Below are 21,315 nucleotides of genomic sequence, written 5' to 3' on the forward strand. Positions count from 1 at the left end.
ACGGGGGCCCTCACTCGGCCTAAGGAGCCCACCTTTGGATCTCAACACGGTGACCGATGTCATCCGGCAACCCAGCCACCCGCCCGGCGCGCTGTGGCGCCCGGGCGACGCCTGGCTGGCCGGCGGCACCTGGTTGTTCTCCGATCCGCAGCCGGGGCTGCGCCGGCTCATCGATCTGGCCCCGCTGGGTTGGGACGAGCTCTCGACATCCGGCGCAGGACTGCACATCGGCGCCATGTGCACCATCCGCGATCTGTACGCATTCAACCCACCCGCGCGGTGGCCGGCCGGCGCGCTGATCCCCGTCAGCTGCGAAGCGTTCTTGGCCTCGTTCAAGATCTGGCACGCGGCCACCGTCGGCGGCAACATCTGCATGTCCCTACCCGCGGGGCCGATGATCACCCTGACGGTGGCACTGGAAGCCGACTACCTGCTGCAGGCGCCGGACGGCACCGAACGGACCGTGCCCGCAGCCGGATTCGTCACCGGCAACAATCGCAACGGCCTGGCTCCCGGCGAACTACTGCGCCGCGTCGACATCCCCGAACACGCATTGGGTAGGCGGTTTGTCCACCGCCGGTTCAGCTTGACCAAGCTGGGTCGCTCCACCGTGTTCCTGGTCGGCACCCTGGACGCCGAGGGCGGGGTGCTGCTCACCCTCACTGCGGGCACCACACACCCGGTGCAGCTCACCTTCGCAGGTGACGCGGGCCCGGCGACGGTGCGGGACCGTATCGACGAACTCGGTGACGACATCTGGTTCGCCGACGCCAACGGCACCCCCGAGCACCGCAAACACCTGAGCGAACACTTCGCCCGGGAGATCGTCCAGGAGCTCCGGTCGTGACCTACACCGTCAACGGGCAGTCCTACGACGCCGAGCCCCGCCCCGGCCAATGCCTGCGCACCTTCGTGCGTTCGGCCGGCTGGCACGGGGTCAAGAAGGGCTGCGATTCCGGCGACTGTGGTGCCTGCACCGTGTGGCTGGACGGCGATCCGGTGCACAGCTGCATCACGCCCGCATTCCGTGCGGACGGCCGCGAGGTCACCACGGTGGAAGGGCTGGGCGGCCCGGACGCACTGCATCCCGTGCAGCGCAGTTTCCTCGATGCGCCGGGCTTCCAGTGCGGGTTCTGCACGGCCGGGATGATCATGACCACCGCCGCGCTGACCGAGGAGCAGAAGCACGACCTGCCGCGGGCGCTGAAGGGCAATCTGTGCCGCTGCACCGGCTATCGCGCCATCGAGGACGCCGTGGCCGGCCGGGCGGCGATCGAGGAGGCCGAACCCGGTGACGCGGTGGGCACCAGTGTGGGGGCGCCCGCCGGGCTTGCCGTGGTGACGGGGCGCGCCGAATTCACCATGGACACCGCCATCGACGGGCTCCTGCACCTGAAGGTGCTGCACTCGCCGCACGCTCATGCCCGCATCACGTCCATCGACAGCACGGCAGCCCTCGCCGTGCCCGGTGTGCACCGCGTCTATACCTGGGAAGACGTTCCCCGCAAGCGTTACAGCACAGCGATCCACACCGACCACCTGGTCGACCCGGACGACACCTACATCCTGGACAACGTGGTGCGCTTCGTCGGTCAGCGGGTGGTGGCGGTGCTGGCAGACACGATCGCCGCCGCCGAGGAGGGGTGCCGGCAGGTCGCCGTCGAGTACCAGGTGCTGCCCGCGGTGTTCGACCCGGACGAGGCGATGACCGACGGCGCGCCCCGGCTGCACAGCTACGACGATCCGTTCGCGCACGACAAGGACCGCAACATCCTGCTCGAGCTGCACGGTGAAATCGGCGATACCGAGCGAGCATTCGCCGACGCCGAGGTGATCCACGAAGGTACCTACTTCTCCCCCCGGGTCCAGCATGTGCACCTGGAGACGCACGGGTCGATCGCCTGGATGGACAACGGCAGGCTCAACGTGCGCACTGCCTCGCAGTCACCGTCCATCGCGAAGGTCAAACTGTCGCACCTGTTCTCACTGCGCCCGGATCAGCTGAGGGTGTTCTGCGCCCGCGTCGGCGGTGGGTTCGGCGGCAAGCAGGAGCTGATCTCCGAGGATCTGGTGGCGTTGGCCACCCTGGATACCGGCCGTCCGGTCAGCTTCGAGTACACCAGGGAGGAGGAGTTCACCACCGCCTCACCGCGGCATCCGATGAAGATCACCGTCAAACTCGGCGCCAAGGCCGACGGCACCCTGACCGCGCTGGCGTTCCGCAACGTGTCGAACACCGGTGCGTACGGCAATCACGGTGGCGAGACACTGTTCGCCGCGGCGGCCGCCATCGCGTTGTACCGTTGCGCCAACAAGAAATTCGATGCCTATTCGGTATACACCAACACCGTGCCCAGCGGCGCGCTGCGCGGCTACGGAATGACACAGCCCGCGTTCGCGGTGGAGTCGGCCATCCATGAACTGGCCGTGAAACTCGGACTCGATCCGCTCGAGTTGCGCCGCCGCAACATTGTCAGGCCGGGGGATCCGCTACTGGCCGTCGACGACCATCCCGACGACGTCGAGTTCACCGAGGACGGTATCGGTCAGTGCATCGACCTGGTGGACGCCGCGCTACGTCGGAACTCCGATGTCCAGGTACTGGGCCAGGACTGGCTCGTCGGGGTGGGCACCGCGACCTCCTTGCACGAGACCGCCCCGCCCACCGAGCACATCTCGGAGGCCTGGGCCACCCTGCGCGAGGACGGCCGGTACGAGATCGCGGTCGGCACAGTCGAATTCGGCGAGGGCACCTCCACCGCGCATGTGCAGATCGCCGCCACCCGACTGGGCAGCACACCCGAGCGCATCGTCCTGGTGCAATCCGACACCGACCGCACCGGTTTCGACACCGGGGCCTTCGCGAGCGCCGGGTTGTTCGTGGCAGGCAACGCGGTGGACCGGGCCGCGGCCGCCCTGCGCGACCGCCTGCTGGCGTTCGCTGCGGCCCACACCGACGTGCCCGTCGCCGACTGCGTGTTGCGCGATGACGGCGTGCACTGTGCGGGCACCTGGCTGTCGCTGGCCGACATCCTCACGGCCGGGCGCGAACGCGGCATCCGGTTCACCGAGGCACGCAAGGCCTACGGGTCGCCGCGCAGCGTCACCTCCAACACCCACGGCTTCCGCATCGCGGTGCACCGCGTCACCGGTGAGATCCGCATCCTGTACAGCGTGCAGGCCACCGACGCCGGGGTGGTGATCAACCCGGCCCAGGTCCGCGGCCAGGTGGAAGGCGGTGTGGCTCAGGGCGTGGGCTTCGTCCTGACGGAAAATCATCAGGTGGACGCCGACGGTGTGACGACCAACCCCAACCTGCGCAACTATCGCATCCCGACCTATGCCGACGCCCCGCGCACCGAGGTGCTGTTGGTCGCGTCCACCGATTCGGTGGGACCCATGCGGTCCAAGGGGATGGCCGAATGCTGTATCAATCCGGTGGCGCCGGCATTGGCCAACGCGCTGCACGACGCGACCGGGGTACGGTTTCGCGACCTGCCCCTGACCCCCGAGCGGATCTTCGCGCGCCTGCGCGACCTGATCCCGAAAACCTGAACCGATGGATGCCAAGATGAACACCGACATGGCGGCCACCGTCATCATCGGCCAGCGGGTGCGTGCCGGTTGTGAGCGCGACTTCGAAGCCTGGCAACAGGACCTGAATCAGGTGGCCGCACAGTACCCGGGCTTCCTGGCCGCAGAGGTCAACCCGCCCACGGCGGTGCAGCCCGACTGGGTGGTGGTGTACCGGTTCGATTCGGTGGCCCACGTGCAGGCCTGGATCAACAGCGCCAGCCGTCAGGACCGCCTCGCCGCCGGCGCCGACTACTTCGACGGTCCCGGCACTCAGCAGGTGATCGGCGGCGGTGCCCGCCCGACCGATCCGCTGGTGACGGTGGTGGTCAGCCACCGGGTCAGCCCGGAGAACGTCGAGGATTTCCTGGCCTGGCAGGAGCGACTCCGGCTGGCAGAAAGCGCGTTCCGGGGTTTCCGCGGGACGGAGCTGTTCCGTCCGGTCGCCGGCGTGCAGGACGAGTGGACGGCGCTGTACCGGTACGAGAACGCCGATGATCTGGACGCCTGGCTCATCTCGCCCGAACGTCGCCGGCTCCTCGCCGAGGGCGCGCGGTTCTCCGACTTCCACGCCCGCACCATCGACAACTCGTTCGGCAGCTGGTTCGCCTTCGACGAGCACGGCGCACCCGCTGCCCCGCCCTCGGATGTCAAAACCTCGATCGCGGTGTGGGTGGGCCTGTATCCCACCGTGGTATTGCTGTCGCTGGCGCTGTCCCCGCTGAAGATGCCGCTCTGGCTCGGCCTGCTCATCGGGAATCTGTTGTCCAGCTTCATCATGACGTTCGTGACCATGCCGTACTACGTCAACCCGTTGCTCAAGAATTGGCTGCGCCCGCCGCCTGGGGCGGCCGCGGCGAAGGCGAACTGGCGCGGATTCGGCATCGTGGCGGCCGCGCTGGCCGCCTCCACGGTGGGCGTTTATCTGGTGACGCGGGTGTTCTGGCACCTGCCTTAGCGGCCGCCCAACGGTACCGCGGCCATCACCCCCGGTATGGGCGACAAGGTGGTGATCAGCCTGGGCGCCAGCATTTTCGCATCGGCAGCCGGCCGGGCCAGCGTGTACTTGCGGACCTCGCCGGGCGCACCCGCAACCAGGATGTCGGCGCCGTAGCCGGTGCTGCTGGTCGTCACCGTCGCGCCGCCGTCCGGGAAGGGGGTGAACGAGGCGATCTGCCGGTAATCCACGTTCTCCTCGTGGTGGTTGGGGTTGTCCAGGTACATCGACGGCTGACCGTCCAGCAGCGACCCTGCCGACCACACCAGCACCTTGCCGTCACCGCCGAGCTGGCTGGTGACGATGCTCTTCGATCCGCCTTCGGCGCCCGCGACCCACCCGGTCGACAGCGCGACACCGTCGGTGTACTTCTCGTCGTAAGCCAGGAACTGGGATGTCATCCGCGGCTCACTCGGCTTTCCCGAATGCTGTTGCGGAGTGGTGCCGTTGGCTTGTGATCGCGCGGTGGGTGTGTAAAGGTCCCACCGGAACGACTTGATCAGCGGCGGCTCACCGGGTCCGGGGGCGGTCACGATGCTCTCCCGGCCGGACCCCGATTCCACCATGCCGGTGGCCAACGTGACGCCGGAGCTGGATCCGGGGTACGGGGTGAACGCCGAGAACACCTCCGGTGCGCTGCCGCGCTCGGGCAGTTTCGACGAGAACACCTTCACCTGCGATTCCCGGCCCGGCCCGGTGGCGACGATGATGTTGTCCGCCAGTGCGTTTCCGTCGATATCCGCCCCGGCTACGCTGATTCCACCGGCGACATCCGCGTCGAACGGCGCGAACCGGGCGATCTCGGTCTTGAACAGTCCCTCGCGGGTGTTGTTGCCGTCGTACACCGCCACTTCGGGTGCCGTACCCTTCCCGGTGCCGGCCACCAGGTCCAGGATGCCGTCGCCGTTGACATCGGCCATCGCCACCGATGGCGTACCCTCGAAGCCGGGGAACGGGTACACCGTCTGTAAGACCTTGTCACCATTGGCATCCCGGACCTGAACCGATCCGGGTTTTCCGTTACCGCCGGGAACCGCCACCGCATAGCTCGATACTTCCGGGATGACGTTGATGGTCGCCATCAACCCGTTGTCCTCGTGGTTGAGCCGGTGACAATGGATCACGTAGGTCCCGATGTACTCCAGGAACTCCTGGCGCAGCGACAGCGTGGCGGGCGTGCTCACCACGTGCATGTCGTTGAACACCGGCGCCGGCACATTCACGTTGTCCAGGCCCCACGGTTGCACGCCCGTCTTGCCTTGGTGTGGGTCGTCGATCTCCATCACCTGAAAGTCGTTGACGTGGATGTGCATCGGGTGCGCGTCGTTGTTCTGGTTGGTGATCTTCCACTCCTCGACCGAATTGAGCCTCGGCTGGATGAGCGGAACATTCGGGAATCCGGCGGGTTCGAAGAAATAGATGACGGCCTTGGGATCGCTGTTGCTGGCCTTGTCACCGCCGATGGTATCGGTGATCGTCAGCTCTCGTCTGATGGCGGGTGTCATCACCGAGGTATCGACGAAAGACGTGTAGGCGTCCAAATTCTGGCCTTGTTCGAAGGCGGTCGTCTGCCCCGGCCCGCTGGTATCCGGTGTGGCGCGGATCAGCGTCTGGGTCGGGAACACGAAGAAGCCGTCGGCGTAGCTGATGTACTTGGGATCCACGCTCAGGTTGCCGAGCACGGCCGGCGTGTTCTCGGTGCCGTTGTTCGTATAGAGCACAGCGGGATCGGTGATCTCGGTGGCCTTGGGGTCCGGCGGGAACTCCAGGACCAGGTCGCCTCGCTGGGGCATGGTCACCGCGATGGCGTAACGCGACCCGGGCGGGATGTCGAGCGTCGTGCCGTCACCGTAGACGGGCTTGCCGACCTGGGTGTAGGGGTTGCCGTCCTGTCCGACGATGGCGAACTTCGGGTGGTTGCCCGTCGCGGTCTCGGTCAGCCGCAACGTCATGTAGGAGATGTCACTGATGTTGGCCACCGCCCAGATCTCCGTCTGGCCCGGCCTGATCTTGAGTTCGGGCTGGAACTGGCCGTTCACGGTGTACTGCACGTCGCGTTGATTCTCCGGAAGTGCCGGGTTCTCGTCGACCTTGACACCCGGGCCGTGGAAGGCAATCAGGTTGGACGGCATGAAATTGGTCTGGCCGCGGTTGTTCTTCGGCGACAGCGGACCTGACCACCACGGCGCAATGTACTTGGCCCCCATCGCGGTGTCGGCGATGTTGACCGGGGCCAGGCTGGGCCGATAGGTACCGTCGGCCAACTGGTTGCCTTCGGGCGGCTTGAGGGTGCTCACCCACTGTCCCCAGCTGTAGTTGTTCAGCTGATGACCCCTGCCGTTGCGGTCGAAGACATAGTTGTACTGAATTGCCATGTCGCGCACCGGAATACGGTTCTGCGTGACGAGTGGCAGATTGCCGTCGGAGCTTCCGATCTCCAGCAACCCGGCCAACCCGAGGTAGGTCTGCTGCGTCGTCATGGTGTGGCGGTGGCTGTGATACCAGTACAGCCCGTTGGGCATGTTCTCCGGCACGTCGTAGGTGTAGGTGTTGCCCATCCCCGCCGGAATGCTCAACAGCACATTGTCGGCGTTGCCCGACGGGCTGACGTGCAGGCCGTGGGTATGCAGATTGAGCGGCGCCTCGGCCAGCTGTGGCGGGTAGATCGGCACCTCCCCGCCCTTCGGGGTCATCGCCGGGTCGTAGAAATCCTTGATGGTCAGGCCCTGAAGATCGTTGTCGTAGTGCACGATCAGCTTTTCGCCGGGATCGACGTGCAGGGTCGGTCCCGGATAGAGGTTGTCCCCCTTGGTGGAGCCGTCCGAACTGGCACCCTTGATCAGGTCGTAGCCGAACACCAGGAAATTGGTGACGGGTTCTTTCACGGTGTCCAGCGCGACCGTGCCCTGATGCGCGGACAACCGCACCTCCAACACCCCGTCGGTGGCCTGCAGCCGGACCGGTTCACGGAACGGGGCGGGTTTGCCGTCCGGCCCTGCGTTCGTCCCGGCCCGCGGCGCGGGAGCCACCTTGGTGCCGGCGCAGGACGCGGTCGGTATGACGACCAGCAAGACCACGACGACCAGCGCCATCAACCGTCGCGCGGCACCCCGAGTCTGCATACCGCAGACTAGCGGGCGGCCCCGCCGGCGGCCCCACTTTTTGACACTATTGCCAGTTTGCCGTCACCCGCGCCGCGGGTTCGGTGTTAAGTTCTGCGCTATGCCCGGGAACTTCGGCTCGACGCTGACCGAGCTCATCCCACTTGCGCTGGTGATCGCGCTGTCACCGCTGACCATCATCCCGGCGGTTCTGGCGCTGCACACCGCGCGGCCCCGCGAGACGGGCCTGGCATTCCTGGCCGGGTGGCTTCTCGGTACCGGGGTGCTGACGGCGATCTTCGTCGAGGTGTCCGATCTGCTGGGCACCCTGGACAAGCCGCCGGCCTGGGCATCCTGGTTACGGATCGTGGTGGGCGCGCTGCTGATCGTGTTCGGCGGATACCGCTGGTTCACCCGCAACCGGTCCGAGCATTCGCCGGGCTGGATGCGCAAGATGGCCGATCTCACCCCGGGCCGGGCGCTGGTCACCTCCGCCGTCTTGGCCGTTGTCAATCCCAAGGTGTTGTTCATCTGCGCCGCAGCGGGTTTGGCGATCGGAACGGCGGGCTTGGGCCGCGCCTACGCCTGGATCGCGGTGATCCTCTTCGTGGCGGCCGCGGCGTCGACGGTGGCGCTGCCGATCCTGGCCTATGCGGTCTCGGGCGACCGGCTGAGCCAACCGCTGACCCGGCTGAAAGATTGGATGGAGCGCCAGCACGGCACTCTGGTGGCGGCAATCCTCATCGTGATCGGTGTCTTGTTGCTGTACAAGGGAATTCACGGCCTGTAGCCGACTAGGACGCCGGCAGTCCCAGCTCGTCGGCATCGGCGGTCAGGTAGCGGGTGACGGTCGGCCCGATCAACGTCACCACCTGATCGGCGGGCAGGTCCGCCAGCGGCGGCACCTTCATCACGTAACGCAACAGCGCGGTCCCGACCAGATTGGTGGCGGCCAGCATGGCGCGCAGGCGGGGCTGGGTGTCCGCCCCTAGGGCGCCCGAGACCGCGGTGAGCACATAGTTCTGCATGAAGCCCCGGAACGCGTCGTGCGCATCGGAATTCGAGGTGGCCGACTGCAGCATCGCCACCATGGTTGCGGCGCTGTCGGGCGATTCCCAGATCTGCAGATATTGGCGCACCAGCCGGTCCCCGATGTCGCCTTCTCCATCGGACATCGCGGACACCAGCACGGCCGGGTCGATGATCAGCCGCAGCGACTCGCGGAACAGGTCCGCCTTGGATCCGAACAGATACAGCACCATCGACGCGTCGACATGAGCGTCGCGGGCGATCGCACGCAGCGTCGTCTTCTCGTAGCCGTCGGCGGCGAAACGTTCCTTGGCGGCGGCCAGTACGGCCTCCCGAGATACCGGTTCGCCCTGACGCCGCCCCCGCCTGGGAACCGTCTTCGCTGGTGGAGCCATATCCGACAGTAACATTTCAATTGCTGTTGAAATAATGCCGCGATCCGGATACGCTCGGCCGCACAGATTTCAACAGACGATGAAAATGAGGTTGCCATGACCACCCAGTCCCTTCCCCGGCACGCCGGGGCGCCAGACCGTCAGCCACCCACGCCGGCTCGCGCCCTCGGGCTGGTGCTCGCCCTGACCGCCGTGCTGGCGATCCTCGCCGTCGCGTTCGCGCTGCCTGCGGCCAAGTCCCGTCCGCACGACATCCCGATCGGCATCGCCGGGCCGCAGGCGGCCACCGGCCAGCTGACCCATGTACTGGAACAGCAGGCGCCCGGCGCCTTCGCGGTCACCTACTACCCGGGTGAGCAGGCGCTGCGCGGCGCGATCCTGAACCGCCAGGTGTACGGCGGACTGTCGTTCGGGGCCGAGCCGACACTGTTCACCGCCAGCGGTGCCAGTCCGGCCGTCGCACAGCTGCTCGGTCAACTCGGCGCCGGGGTGGCCCAGAAGACCGGTTCGCCGTTGCATACCGTGGATCTCGCGCCACCCACAGCACAGGATCCGCGCGGCGCCGGCCTTGCGGCCTCCGCCCTGCCGATCACGTTGGCCGGCATCCTGCCCGCGGTCGCCCTGGTACTGCTCTTCAAGAACGCCCGCTGGACCGCACCGATCACCGCGGTGACGTTCGGCGGGTTGATGGGCGTCACCACCGCGGCGCTGTTGCGCTACGCGTTCGGCTCCATCGAGACCAACTTCTGGGGCGTGGCGGCAGGGCTGGCGCTGGGCGTGTCGGCCGCCCTGCTGTTCATGCTCGGATTGGGCCTGCTCCTCGGCAAGGCCGGGCTGGCCACCGGCGCGGTGTTGGCCTTGCTGATCGGCAACCCGCTGTCCGGGCTGACCAGCGCGCCGGAGATGTTGCCCAGCGGGTGGGGCACCCTCGGCCAGCTGTTGCCCCAGGGCGCCACCGCCACCCTGCTGCGGTCCTGCGCGTACTTCTCCGGATCCGGGGCGACCACGGCCATCATCGTGCTGACCTGCTGGGCAGCGGCCGGCGCGGCGCTCATCATGATCGCCGCCGTTCGCCGGCCTTCACACCTGCGGAGCTAACTACACTCATCGCACGTGGGACTCGACGACCGCGACGCGCTGCAGACACTGCGCGTTGCGGTCGACCCCGCGATGGTCGGCCGGTTCTACAACCGCTGGTTTGCCATGGACATGTCGGCGCGTGATCTCTTCCCGCCCGATCTGGCGCACCAACGCGACAGTTTCGCCCACGCGCTGAGCTGGCTGCTGGCCGAACTGATCGCCCAACGCGCCGACGAACCGGTGGCCTTCCTGGCCCAGCTGGGCCGCGACCATCGCAAATACGGCGTCACCGGGGCGCACTACGACACCCTCGGCAACGCACTGCTGGCCACCTTGCGCACCGAACTGGCCGACCGGTGGGACACCAGGGTGGCCGAGGCCGCCACGGACACGGTGGGGCTGCTGGTCGGGGTGATGCGCGGCGCCGCCGACGCCGCAGGCGGGCGGCCGCATCACGATGGCACCGTCATCGACCACATCCGCGTCACCCGAGACGTCTCGATGATCCGCTTACAGCTCGATCATCCGCTGAGCTACCACCCCGGCCAGTATGTGAGTGTCCAGGTGCCCCAGTGGCCGCGGCGCTGGCGATACCTGTCCCCGTCCATCCCCGCCGACCCGGCCGGCGCCGTCGAATTCCACGTCCGGTCGGTCAGCGGCGGCATGGTGAGCACCGCGATCGTCGGCGAAACCAGACCGGGTGACCGCTGGCGGCTGTCGAATCCGCATGGCGCACTGCATGTCGACCGCGACGGCGGAGACGTCCTGATGGTCGCGGGCAGTACCGGGCTGGCACCGCTGCGGACGCTCATCATGGATCTGTGCCGATACGGCACCAATCCGCGGGTGCACCTGTTCTTCGGTGGCCGATTCCCGTGTGATCTCTACGATCTGCGGACCCTGTGGGAGATCGCGTCGACCAATCCGTGGCTGTCGGTGACACCGGTGTCGGAGTTCGCCACCGACCCACCGTGGGCCGCCGACTATCCCGACGTGCAACCGCCGCGTGGACTGCACGTGCGCCAGAACGGATTGCTCGCCGACGTGGTGACCCGGTACGGCGGCTGGGGCGACCGGCAGATCCTCGTGTGCGGCGGACCCGATATGGTCACCGCCACCAAGGCCGCACTGATCGCCAAAGGCGCACCCCCCGAACGTATCCAGCACGATCCGCTGCACTGAGAGAGGATGCCACGGTGACCCCGTCCGATTCGGCGTTCGAGAGCATCACCTTGACCGATCCGTCGTCCGCACTGACCGCCACTTTCGTGCCCGGCGCCGGCATGATCGGCACCTCACTCGCCGAGGACGGGATCGAATTCCTGGGGCAGCGCCGCGGCCTGGATGCCTACGTGAGCAATGGGAAGACGATGGGAATCCCACTGCTGTATCCGTGGGCGAACCGGTTGAGCGGCCTGAGCTATCAGGCCGGCGGCACGACGGTGACACTGGCGCTGGGCACCGACCGGGTGCGCGGGGACGCCAACGATCTACCCATCCATGGGGTGCTCGCCGCCTACCCCGGCTGGCAGGTGACCGAACGCACCCCGAGCCGCCTGACGGCTGTGCTCGACTACGGCAGCCACCCCGACCTGCTGGCCGCGTTCCCCTTTCCCCACGTGCTCACCCAGGACGTCACCCTGGCCGACCGCACGCTCACGGTGTCCACCACGGTCGCCGCGACCACCGCGGCATCGGTGCCGCTGTGTTTCGGCTACCACCCCTACCTGCAGATCCCCGGCGTGCCCCGCGCCGAGTGGGTGCTGGAAACGCCTGCGCTGCAACGGTTGCCGGTGGACGAACGCGGCATCCCAACCGGTGCACAGCAACCCTGGGCGGCCGGGGCGGAACCACTGGGCACACGCACGCTCGACGACGGGTTCACCGGGGTGACCGACGGTTCGGTGTTCGCGTTGTCCGGCGGTGGGCGGCGCCTCGAGGTGACCTACCTGCACGGCTACCCGGCCGCACAGCTCTTCGCCCCGGACGGTGACGATTTGGTGGCCATCGAGCCGATGGCCGCGACCACCGACGCGCTGCGCCGCGGGGACTACCGGGTTGCCGCCGCCGGCCACCCCGAGACGGCGCGGTTCACCATTCGGGTCAGCTGAGCGCGGCGGCATACAGGTGCACGAGGCCGGACGCCACCGCGTACCGGGGACCGTGCACCCCGTCGATATTGGCCCGGCCCACCACCGTGCCCGCACCGGTGCCGCGCAGGGCCTCGCCGACGGTGCGGATCAGTTCGTCGTCCAGCGCGCCGCCGCCGGCCAGCACCAGCACGGCCGGCATCCGGTCGAACACCGCCAGGCACCGCACGATATTCGCCGCCACCGTCGCCTGTTTGACGGCCAGCCGCAAGCTGCGCCACTCCTCGGCCGCCAGGGTGCGAGAGAACGGCACCAGTCCGGCGCTGCCGCGGGTGCACAACCGTCCGATGGCGTCGGCGCCGGCCGGGTGATCCAGGAACACCCGGCGGCCGTCCTCCTCGTGGGCCAGGTGCGGCCCTTCCACCCGCAGCGCCGGACTGCGTTTGACCCGTTCGGCCAGCGCCCGCGGGATGCCGAGCACCCGGGCCACCGCAGAGGTGATCGTCTCCCCCGCACCCGCCGCCGTCACGGTCCGGCCGGCGCCCACCAAATCGATGGTGCCACCGCCGATATCGCAGACAACGACATCTTCGGGCAGACCCGGTGTGCTCAACGCACCCCGCGCCGCCGCGGCGGGTTCCGCTGACAGGGTGCACGAGGGCCGGCCGGTGAGCTCGGCCATCGTGTCGGCGGCGTCGGCCACATGGTCGGCAGCCAGCAGCGCGACCACCGCACCGCGGGTTTCGGCGACCCCGCGACGCAACCAGGCGCCGTTGTCGATCGCGGCCAGATCGGTGAAATATGCGTCGTCGACGGCCATTCCGTGCTCGGCCGACTTCAGCGCTCGCAGCCGTACCCGCACCGCGGTGCCGGGCGGTTCGGTTCGCAGCAGCGGATAAGCCTGCTCGGGAGTGAACCGCACACTAGCGCCCTCGACCACGCAGTCGACGTAGTCGTCGTCGGGTGCGGGCGGCTGCGGGGCCCGGGTACGCCGGGTCACCGCGATGGCCGGGGCGTCGGCCAGTTCGCGGGTGAACTCGGCAACCCACGGCAGTTCGCCGGGGTCGATGCGCAGTGCGGCGGCCAGCGCGATGGGATCGGCCAGCGAGCGGTAGGCGCTGCCGTCGGCGACCACTTCGAGCGCCACCAGCACATCCGGCTCCAGCAGGTGGGTGTCGGCCTCGTCGACGACGGGCACCCGCACCGGGATGCGGTTGGCGATCAACACGGCATCGTCCTCGTCGGCGAGCACCCCCGCAATCGTCCAGCCGCCGGCCACCGCATCGCAGATACGTTGTGCGGCTTCCTCGTAATCGATGGACGGCCCGACCGAGACCACCACCGGGTCCGGAGCGGGCGGGCCGGTCAGCGCACGCACCGGCACATGGCGGCCGACGCCGTAACCGGCACCGGCCGGCGTGCTCGCCGCGGGGCGGCGCAGGCTGAGCACCGGCGCACGAGGTGAGGTGGCCGGGGGCAGCGGCGCCGTCGCGGTGTCGACCGGCCGGATCGCCGAGAGCACCAGCTGATCCGCGGTCACCCCGGCCTCCACCTCGACGCGGGCCAGTAGCGCCGCCGCCCCGTCCAGCGAGTCGCGAGATCCCTTGCGTCCGCGGGTCGGCGCCTGGCCGTGCGCGACAGGTTCGATGCGACCGGCGGCCACCCGCGCCAGCACGATCTCGGTGGTGTGGTTGCCGATGTCGATCCCGGCCACCACGGCGGCGCGACGGTGATCCGGCACTGTCACCGCAGCAGGCCCCGCCTGGCGTAAACGACGGCGGCATGGGCGACCAGCGCGGCACACCGGGGCGCGCCGCGATTCTGCAGCGACACCCGCAGCGCCTCCAGCTCATCGGCGGTCGAGCGGTGCGGGCGCAGCGCCTCGTAGAGGGCCATCACCTCTTCGCCGTCGATGAGTGCCAATTCGGCTGCGCGCAGAAAGTTCTCGGCCAGCTGCGGATTGCCGTGCTCTTCGGCCACCACGGCCTGATGCGCCAGCGTGGCCGGATCCATCTGCAGGTCCGACAAGTTCAGCCTGCCGTTGACGGCCGCGTCGACGGTGAATTCCTCGGTCATGCCCGCGTCACCTGCACCGTGACCGGAACGGCACCGGGCTCGCTGGCCGCGCGCTCCAGGGCGACCAGCGCGACGGCGCGGGCGTGGTAGCGCGCGGAGATGGATTCATCGGTGCCTCCGGTGAGAATGGGCACGGGCGCCATGCCCTTGGCGTGCCGGGCGGCGTTGCGGCCGAGTTCGCGGTAGTTCCGCGCGGTGAGCAGCGGGGCCACACTGAACAGCTCGAGGTTGGCCAGCGGCGCCAGGTCTCGGCGGTGGATCAGCGCAGTGCCCTTGCCCTGCAATCCGATTCCGATACCCGAGCCGGACAGCTTGGCCGCGGTGAGACCGATCAGCCCGACGTCGATGGTGGAGCGCACCTGGACGAACCGGGGGGCGCAGCCCTCTTCCTCCAGCCCGGCGGTGAGCTGACGGATCGCCTCGCCGACTGTCAGCCCGCACAGCGTCAGCCAGACGGAGCGGCCCAGTGCCGGCGACAGCCCGATACAGACCTCGCGCGGGTTGGTGCCCTGGCGGGCCTCCTCGGTCTCGGTCACCACGATATGGCCCTGATGCTCGGCCTGGTCGGCGGTGAGTTCGGCGCTGGTGCGGGCCTGCCGGATGTTGTCGATCTCGGCCCGGCGGGCCTCGGTCGGCAGGTAACCCGTTCCGGGACCGCGATAGTCGTTGGGATCGGTGATCTTGGACAGCACCCGCATCTGTTCGTCGAAGATCGCCGAGGTCTGCAATTGGTCACCGCGCAGCCGTTCGGCGGTCAGCGCCATGATCGCTTCGGCCTCCTCGGTGTAGCCGGTCCGGTGCAGCGCGGCCACCACGTCGAACACCGTCAGCTGCCGGGCCTCGATGGCCGCCGCGGCCTCGGCGACGGCCTTGGGGTCACCGGGCGGCAGGTCGCGTGAGTCGTTGGCCACGACTACGGCCGTGACCCGGTCGTCGTCGAAATCGGCCAGGCCGAGGTCCCGGTAGACCGCCTGCACCGCTGTGGCGGCCCGCCGGCGCACCCGGGCCAGGTGCTCGGGGCTGACCGTGCGCAATCCGCCGTCTGCACCCCAGTCCCGTTGCAGGACAAGGAAATCATCCATGTCATCGGCATTGAAGTTGGACAGCGCGAATGCGTTGTCATAACGCGGGATCGATCCGAACCCGGAGAAGATGAAATCGGCGCCGCCCAGCAGCACCGGCAAGGTGTGTGCGCTGCGCCGGATGTCGGATTCGGAGATCAGATTGTCGTTGCCTGCACAGGATTCCAGGTCGCGCAGCATCACCATCAGGTTCTCGGCAAGCAGTTCCTTCATGCCATCGGGTACTGAGGAGACCACACCGACACCGTCGATGCCGCCGTTCTGCACGCCCTGAGAGCCCAGTGCCCGTGCCAGCGAGACACACCTCGATTCGAGATAGAGAATCGAGCATTTCTCGGCCGCGCCCATCAGTACCTCGGCGCCGCCACCGCTGGTGACCCGCATCTTCAGACCGCGCGATGCATAGGCTGAGGTGAGGATGGCTTTGGAGAACGGCGTGTCGTCCCCGTCGGTGAAGACCTGTTCGGTGCCGTAGAGCGAGATGGTCTCGGCGTAACTCGTCAGGCCGCGCAACCCGAGCCGCAGTTCCAGCGCTTCCTCGATGGAGCACTGGGCCATCGCGCCGGGCACTCCGACCTGGGAGCCGATCAGCAGCGCCACCGCGTTCGACGGCGCATCGCCGAGCACCGGCACTGTCGTCTCGACCTCGCGGAATCCGTAGGCCACCGCGCTGGCCGCGTCGGCGGCGATCAGCAGCGGGTCGTCGAGCTGATTGGTGACGTGCGCCTGGTTGCTCGGGGTGCGGCGGGCCCGCATCTTGGTCATGGCGACCTGCATCTCGGCCGGGCTGAGCACCGCGACGACGCGCGCCAGCTTGGCCGGGGTGGTGCCGCCGATGAGCCGCACCACCTCGGCGCGGGGCACGTTGATATCGACGGTCATCCGCGCCAGCGTGACGTCGTCGAGCGCCATCGCCTCCCCGGCCGCGGCCAGGTCGATGCCGTATTCGGCGATGAATTCGTCGATCACATCGAAAGATCCAGCAGCTTTCCCGTCGAGCTCGACGACCCGGCCGTCGCGGATGACGAGCGACGGTTCGGGGTCGAACGGGCTGCGCATGGCGGCCAGCCCGAGCTCGGGGGCGGCCACGCTGAAACCATCGAGATTGACGGGTTTGGCGTTCAGCACGCGAAAACGGCCCAGTTCAGGAGAGAGTTCGGCCATGTACCAAATCCTGCCCTGACTGGACCGTTTTCGTAAAGGGTTAGTCCATTTGTTGGGGTAACCCAACCAAATCCTGCCCTCAGGCCTGATGTCGCCGGCGGCCCGCTGCGGGCTGCCACAGCACCACCGCCGTGCTGGGTTTACGCACCCGTTCCAGCTCGGCGGACAGTTCGACGATCCGGGCCTGCAACGCCTCGACCTGGTTGGTCAGCTCGATGATCCGCTTGATCCCGGCCAAGTTGACGCCTTCGTCCTGGGACAGCCGCTGAACTTCGCGCAGCAGATCCACATCATGCTGCGAGTAGCGACGGCCACCCCCGGACGTCCGCTCCGGGCGGACCAGGCCGAGCCTGTCGTAGGTGCGCAAGGTCTGCGCGTGCATACCGGCCAGCTCGGCGGCCACCGAGATGAGGAATGTCCGGGCGTCACTCTGCTTACTCATGACAGGCTGCCCGCCCATCCCGCCCGCGGGTCGAAGCCGCTGGCGCGTTCGGCCTTGGCGTAGACCTCCAGCGCCTCGGCGGCTTCGCCTTCCAGGCTCGGCGGCACCGCGACCTTGACGGTCACCAGCAGATCACCATGGCCGCCGGAGCGCTTGGGCACGCCGCGTCCACGCACCCGCAGGATCCTGCCGTCCGAGGTGCCCTTGGGCACCCGCACGCCCACCTTCCCCTCCAGGGTCGGAATGGAAAGCGTGGTGCCCAGAGCCAACTCGTGGAAGCTCACCGGGACGGTGACGGTCAAGTCGTCGCCGTCGCGGCCGAACACCTTGTCCGGCCGGACATGCACGGTGACGTACAGGTCGCCCGACGGCGCGCCGCGCAGGCCCGCCTCACCCTGGCCGGCCAGCCGGATACGCTGTCCGTCCTCGACGCCCGGCGGGATCCGGACGTTGATGGTGCGGGTTCGGGTGGTCACCCCGGTGCCCTTGCACTCCTCACAGGGGTGCTCGATGATCGACCCACTGCCGCGGCATTCGGTGCACGGCTCGGAAAATCCGAACGCGCCCTGGTTGCGGTTGACCACACCGGCGCCGTTGCAGTTCGCGCACACCTTCGGGCTGGTGCCCGGACGTGCCCCGCTGCCATGGCAATTCGTGCACGGGGCCGGGCTGGTGAGCCGCAACGGCATCGCCACACCCCTGGTGGCCTCCATGAACGACAGCTCGGTCTCGGTCTCCAGATCGTTGCCGCGCCGGGGCCGGCTCGGCCTGGGCTGCTGCGCGCCCCTGCCGAACAGGCCGCCGAAGAGGTCACCGATGTTGGCCCCACCGGCCTGGCCGGCCTGGTCGAACAGATCACCGAGGTTGAAGTCCGCGCCTTCGCCACCGAATCCACCGTATGAACCCGTACTGGCGGCACCCCGGCGCCCGAACCCGCCGCTGGCGAACAGCCGACGGGTCTCGTCGTACTCCTTGCGCTTGGCGTCGTCGGTGAGTACTTCCTTGGCCTCGGACGCCGCCTTGTAGCGGTCCTCGGCCGCGGTGTTACCGGGATTGCGGTCGGGATGGTTCTCGGCCAGGATCTTGCGCGCGGCGCGCTTGATCTCGTCCTTGGTGGCGTCGGAGGAGACGCCGAGCTCCTTGTAGAAGTCCTTCTCGACCCATTCACGCTGGGCCATGCGTCACCTCCTTACGGTGCCTAGTTCTCTGATTCTGCGGGTTGTTCGGTGTTTGGCGCTGCATTCGCCACCGTGTCGACCACACCGACCATGGCGTGGCGCACCACCTGGTCACCGACCTTGTAGCCCTGGCGCATGACGGTGCCGAGCACCGGGTTGGATCCGTCCCCCTCGTGCTGCACGGCCTCGTGCAGTGACGGGTCGAACTGATCGCCCTCGGCACCGAAAGCCGAAAGCCCAAGCCCCTCAAGGGTGCTCACCAATTTCTCGGCGACGGCCTTGAGCGGTCCGGAATCCAGGTCACCATGGCTGCGGGCCCGCTCCAAGTCGTCGAGCACCCCCAGCAACTGGGTGATGACGCCGACCTTGGCGCGCTCGGCGGTGATCTGCTGATCCCGTAGGGCGCGCTTGCGGTAATTGGCGAATTCCGCCTGCACCCGCTGGAGATCGGCGGTCAGCTCGGCGACCTTCTCATCGCTCGGCGCGGCCTCGGCGGGGGCCGCCTCCCCAGCTTCGGCTGGGGAGGACGGCTCCTGCTCACGAACTTCACCGGTGACCGGATCGACGCGCCGTTTGTCGGTGATGGTCACCGGCTCGTGCGAATCGTCTTGACTCACTTGGTCTCCCGGTTGTCATCCTCGTCGACTACCTCGGCGTCCACCACGTTGTCGTCGGCGGCCGAACCGCCGGACTCGCCACCGGTCTGCTCAGCCTGGGTGGCCTCGTAGATGGCCTGGCCCAGCGCCTGGCTCTCGGTGCCCAACTTCTCCATCGCCGTCTTGATGGCGGCGATATCGGTACCGGCCAGGGCCGTCTTGGCCTCGGCGATCGCGCTGTCGACCTTGGTCAGCGTCTCCTCGGGAACCTTGGATCCACCTTCGGCTTCACGCTGCTCCTTGACGAACTTCTCCGTCTGGTAGACCAGCGATTCGGCCTGGTTGCGGACGTCGGCCTCCTCGCGGCGCTGACGATCCTCGTCGGCGTGCGCCTCGGCATCCTTGATCATCCGGTCGATCTCCTCCTTGGACAGGCCGGAGCCCTCCTGGATCTTGATCGTGTTCTCCTTGCCGGTGCCCTTGTCCTTGGCCGTGACGTGCACGATGCCGTTGGCGTCGATGTCGAAGGTGACCTCGATCTGCGGCACGCCGCGGGGGGCCGGCGGGATGCCGGTCAGTTCGAAGGAGCCCAGCAGCTTGTTGTGCGAGGCGATCTCGCGCTCACCCTGGAACACCTGGATCTGCACCGAAGGCTGATTGTCATCGGCCGTGGTGAAGGTCTCGCTGCGCTTGGTGGGGATGGTGGTGTTGCGCTCGATGAGCTTGGTCATCACGCCACCCTTGGTCTCGATACCCAGGGACAGCGGGGTGACGTCAAGCAGCAGAACGTCTTTCACCTCACCCTTGAGCACACCGGCCTGCAACGCGGCACCGGCCGCGACGACCTCATCGGGGTTGACGCCCTTGTTGGGCTCCTTGCCGCCGGTGAGTTCCTTGACCAGGTCGGTGACCGCGGGCATACGCGTCGAGCCACCGACGAGCACCACGTGGTCGATCTCGCCGACGGAGATGCCGGCGTCCTTGATCACGTGCTGGAACGGCGCCCGGGTGCGGTCCAGCAGATCCTGGGTGATGCGCTGGAATTCGGCCCGGGTCAGCTGCTCGTCGAGGAACAGCGGGTTCTTGTCGGCGTCGACGGTGATGTAGGGCAGGTTGATCGAGGTGCTCTGCGAGGAGCTCAGTTCGATCTTGGCCTTCTCGGCGGCTTCACGCAGCCGCTGCATCGCCATCTTGTCCTTGGTCAGGTCGATACCGGAGGTGGACTTGAACTTCTCCACCAGCCAGTCCACGATCCGGTCGTCCCAGTCGTCGCCACCGAGGTGGTTGTCACCGGAGGTGGCGCGCACCTCGACGACGCCGTCGCCGATCTCCAGCAGCGAGACGTCGAACGTGCCGCCACCGAGGTCGAAGACCAGGATGGTCTGTTCCTTCTCGCCCTTGTCCAGGCCGTAGGCCAGCGCGGCCGCGGTGGGCTCGTTGACGATGCGCAGCACGTTGAGGCCGGCGATCTGGCCGGCTTCCTTGGTGGCTTGGCGCTGGGCGTCGTTGAAGTACGCGGGCACCGTGATGACGGCGTCGGCGATGTCCTCGCCGAGGTAGGCCTCCGCGTCACGCTTGAGCTTCTGCAGGATGCGGGCGCTGATCTCCTGCGGCGTGTAGTTCTTTCCGTCGATCTCCACGGACCAATCGGTGCCGATTTCACGCTTGACCGAACGGATGGTCCGGTCGACGTTGGTCACTGCCTGGTTCTTGGCGGGCTGACCGACCAGCACCTCGCCGTTGCGCGCGAACGCGACGACCGACGGCGTGGTGCGGGAGCCCTCGGAGTTGGCGACGACGACGGGGTCGCCACCCTCCAGCACTGCGACGACGGAGTTGGTGGTCCCGAGGTCGATACCGACCGCACGAGCCATAGTTACTGCCTCCTGATTAGCTTTGTAAGGATCTGAGTGAACCTCGCTCAAGCCTGCACTCTTCGGCGGCTGCCTGTCAAGCCAGAGTTGAGTCTGTGTCACTCAAGTTGTCGAATGGATCAACGGGCTGCCCGCCAGAATTGTTCCCGCGGACCGAGCGTGTCGAAAAGTCATCAACGTGTCGGCCTGAGGCACCGCCGGGTTGTGACATCCGCCAAGGGTGCAGCAACCGAAGCCTGGCCGCGTGGGCCTACGGCTCCGACTGCGCCACCGCGATGATCATGCAAAGCCAATTCGGGACACAGCGCGCCGGAAACGAGGCGGCAACGACAACGGTCGACGCCGCCGGACGGCAGTGGCAGTGCTACCAAGCCGCGAGCCCCGTGCCTACCTCGAACGCTCCAGCAACGCCGGCGCGGGGCCGACTCACGTCCTGACGCCATACGCGTTTCCCATCGGCACGCGAATGCGCAGAAACGCGACGACACCCTTACAGCTCTAGCCGGGGGCCACGCGCTGAGCGCTGCCACACCCGGCCAAGTCCGAAGACCACCTCGACGGAACCGGTTGGTCCGTGATCGGTCGATTCGCGATCGCTGCGAGCCACAACCACGACGCGGTTATGGACCCCTCCACGC

At 67.8% G+C, this 21,315-nt stretch carries 16 protein-coding genes; 7 read left to right on the forward strand and 9 right to left on the reverse strand.

Features of this window, described 5'->3' with window-relative positions; translation table 11 throughout:
* Nucleotides 1–34 precede the first annotated feature (34 nt).
* From ACXPWS_RS27500 to ACXPWS_RS27510, 3 genes are read left to right on the forward strand one after another with little or no spacing between them, the layout of a single operon-like run.
* The gene (locus ACXPWS_RS27500; RefSeq protein ID WP_458709683.1) at nt 35–847 is read left to right on the forward strand and encodes an FAD binding domain-containing protein; all 813 of its coding nucleotides are present in this window, start codon (nt 35–37) and stop codon (nt 845–847) included.
* The gene (locus ACXPWS_RS27505) at nt 844–3,555 is read left to right on the forward strand and encodes a molybdopterin-dependent oxidoreductase (protein WP_458709684.1); all 2,712 of its coding nucleotides are present in this window, start codon (nt 844–846) and stop codon (nt 3,553–3,555) included. The genes ACXPWS_RS27500 and ACXPWS_RS27505 overlap by 4 nt, the downstream gene beginning before the upstream one ends.
* A 16-nt stretch (nt 3,556–3,571) precedes the next feature.
* The gene (locus ACXPWS_RS27510; RefSeq protein ID WP_458709685.1) at nt 3,572–4,531 is read left to right on the forward strand and encodes an antibiotic biosynthesis monooxygenase; all 960 of its coding nucleotides are present in this window, start codon (nt 3,572–3,574) and stop codon (nt 4,529–4,531) included.
* Here ACXPWS_RS27510 and ACXPWS_RS27515 read toward each other — a convergent pair.
* On the reverse strand, nt 4,528–7,692 hold the full coding sequence (locus tag ACXPWS_RS27515; RefSeq protein ID WP_458709686.1) for a multicopper oxidase domain-containing protein: 3,165 nt from the start codon (nt 7,690–7,692) through the stop codon (nt 4,528–4,530). The two genes, ACXPWS_RS27510 and ACXPWS_RS27515, sit on opposite strands and share 4 nt — an antisense overlap.
* A 100-nt stretch (nt 7,693–7,792) precedes the next feature.
* On the opposite strand from ACXPWS_RS27515, the gene ACXPWS_RS27520 reads away from it, so the two are divergent.
* Nucleotides 7,793–8,461 (forward strand): GAP family protein, encoded by a 669-nt coding sequence (locus ACXPWS_RS27520; RefSeq protein WP_458709687.1) that lies wholly within the window; start codon nt 7,793–7,795, stop codon nt 8,459–8,461.
* A 4-nt stretch (nt 8,462–8,465) separates the two neighbouring features.
* On the opposite strand, the gene ACXPWS_RS27525 is transcribed toward ACXPWS_RS27520, so the two are convergent.
* Nucleotides 8,466–9,095: a TetR/AcrR family transcriptional regulator gene (locus ACXPWS_RS27525; RefSeq protein ID WP_458709688.1), complete on the reverse strand. Its 630-nt coding sequence runs from the start codon at nt 9,093–9,095 to the stop codon at nt 8,466–8,468.
* Nucleotides 9,096–9,191: 96 nt separating this feature from the next.
* On the opposite strand from ACXPWS_RS27525, the gene ACXPWS_RS27530 reads away from it, so the two are divergent.
* From ACXPWS_RS27530 to ACXPWS_RS27540, 3 genes are read left to right on the forward strand one after another with little or no spacing between them, the layout of a single operon-like run.
* The gene (locus ACXPWS_RS27530; protein ID WP_458709689.1) at nt 9,192–10,193 is read left to right on the forward strand and encodes an ABC transporter permease; all 1,002 of its coding nucleotides are present in this window, start codon (nt 9,192–9,194) and stop codon (nt 10,191–10,193) included.
* A 15-nt stretch (nt 10,194–10,208) separates the two neighbouring features.
* Complete coding sequence (locus ACXPWS_RS27535) at nt 10,209–11,357, forward strand: FAD-binding oxidoreductase (protein WP_458709690.1); 1,149 nt, start codon at nt 10,209–10,211, stop codon at nt 11,355–11,357.
* A gap of 14 nt (nt 11,358–11,371) precedes the next feature.
* Nucleotides 11,372–12,286 (forward strand): aldose 1-epimerase, encoded by a 915-nt coding sequence (locus ACXPWS_RS27540; protein WP_458709691.1) that lies wholly within the window; start codon nt 11,372–11,374, stop codon nt 12,284–12,286.
* On the opposite strand, the gene ACXPWS_RS27545 is transcribed toward ACXPWS_RS27540, so the two are convergent.
* The 7 genes from ACXPWS_RS27545 to dnaK all read right to left on the reverse strand — a co-directional run bounded on the left by ACXPWS_RS27545 (nt 12,279) and on the right by dnaK (nt 20,677).
* Complete coding sequence (locus tag ACXPWS_RS27545; protein ID WP_458709692.1) at nt 12,279–14,012, reverse strand: diol dehydratase reactivase ATPase-like domain-containing protein; 1,734 nt, start codon at nt 14,010–14,012, stop codon at nt 12,279–12,281. The genes ACXPWS_RS27540 and ACXPWS_RS27545 overlap by 8 nt on opposite strands.
* Nucleotides 14,009–14,341 carry a diol dehydratase small subunit gene (locus tag ACXPWS_RS27550; RefSeq protein ID WP_458709693.1) on the reverse strand — a complete coding sequence of 111 codons (333 nt, stop codon included), beginning with the start codon at nt 14,339–14,341 and terminating at the stop codon, nt 14,009–14,011. Before ACXPWS_RS27550 ends, ACXPWS_RS27545 begins: the two co-directional genes overlap by 4 nt.
* A complete protein-coding gene (locus tag ACXPWS_RS27555; protein ID WP_458709694.1) occupies nt 14,338–16,587 on the reverse strand; it encodes a propanediol/glycerol family dehydratase large subunit in 2,250 nt (749 codons plus the stop codon). The genes ACXPWS_RS27550 and ACXPWS_RS27555 overlap by 4 nt, the downstream gene beginning before the upstream one ends.
* A 79-nt stretch (nt 16,588–16,666) precedes the next feature.
* On the reverse strand, nt 16,667–17,029 hold the full coding sequence (locus tag ACXPWS_RS27560; RefSeq protein WP_458709695.1) for a heat shock protein transcriptional repressor HspR: 363 nt from the start codon (nt 17,027–17,029) through the stop codon (nt 16,667–16,669).
* Nucleotides 17,026–18,207, reverse strand: coding sequence for a molecular chaperone DnaJ (gene dnaJ, locus ACXPWS_RS27565; RefSeq protein WP_458709696.1), 1,182 nt, complete (start codon nt 18,205–18,207; stop codon nt 17,026–17,028). The genes ACXPWS_RS27560 and dnaJ overlap by 4 nt, the downstream gene beginning before the upstream one ends.
* A 20-nt stretch (nt 18,208–18,227) precedes the next feature.
* Complete coding sequence (grpE, locus tag ACXPWS_RS27570) at nt 18,228–18,824, reverse strand: nucleotide exchange factor GrpE (RefSeq protein WP_458709697.1); 597 nt, start codon at nt 18,822–18,824, stop codon at nt 18,228–18,230.
* Nucleotides 18,821–20,677 carry a molecular chaperone DnaK gene (gene dnaK, locus ACXPWS_RS27575; protein WP_458709698.1) on the reverse strand — a complete coding sequence of 619 codons (1,857 nt, stop codon included), beginning with the start codon at nt 20,675–20,677 and terminating at the stop codon, nt 18,821–18,823. The genes grpE and dnaK overlap by 4 nt, the downstream gene beginning before the upstream one ends.
* Between the last annotated feature and the right edge of the window lie 638 nt (nt 20,678–21,315).

The sequence above is a fragment of the Mycobacterium sp. BMJ-28 genome (assembly GCF_054404835.1).

Coding starts and splice junctions, on each gene's coding strand:
- ACXPWS_RS27510 (WP_458709685.1), top strand. CDS start 3,572: ATGAACACCGACATGGCGGCCACCGTCATCATCGGCCAGCGGGTGCGT.
- ACXPWS_RS27515 (WP_458709686.1), bottom strand. CDS start 7,692: ATGCAGACTCGGGGTGCCGCGCGACGGTTGATGGCGCTGGTCGTCGTG.
- ACXPWS_RS27520 (WP_458709687.1), top strand. CDS start 7,793: ATGCCCGGGAACTTCGGCTCGACGCTGACCGAGCTCATCCCACTTGCG.
- ACXPWS_RS27525 (WP_458709688.1), bottom strand. CDS start 9,095: ATGGCTCCACCAGCGAAGACGGTTCCCAGGCGGGGGCGGCGTCAGGGC.
- ACXPWS_RS27530 (WP_458709689.1), top strand. CDS start 9,192: ATGACCACCCAGTCCCTTCCCCGGCACGCCGGGGCGCCAGACCGTCAG.
- ACXPWS_RS27550 (WP_458709693.1), bottom strand. CDS start 14,341: ATGACCGAGGAATTCACCGTCGACGCGGCCGTCAACGGCAGGCTGAAC.
- ACXPWS_RS27555 (WP_458709694.1), bottom strand. CDS start 16,587: ATGGCCGAACTCTCTCCTGAACTGGGCCGTTTTCGCGTGCTGAACGCC.
- ACXPWS_RS27560 (WP_458709695.1), bottom strand. CDS start 17,029: ATGAGTAAGCAGAGTGACGCCCGGACATTCCTCATCTCGGTGGCCGCC.
- dnaJ (WP_458709696.1), bottom strand. CDS start 18,207: ATGGCCCAGCGTGAATGGGTCGAGAAGGACTTCTACAAGGAGCTCGGC.
- dnaK (WP_458709698.1), bottom strand. CDS start 20,677: ATGGCTCGTGCGGTCGGTATCGACCTCGGGACCACCAACTCCGTCGTC.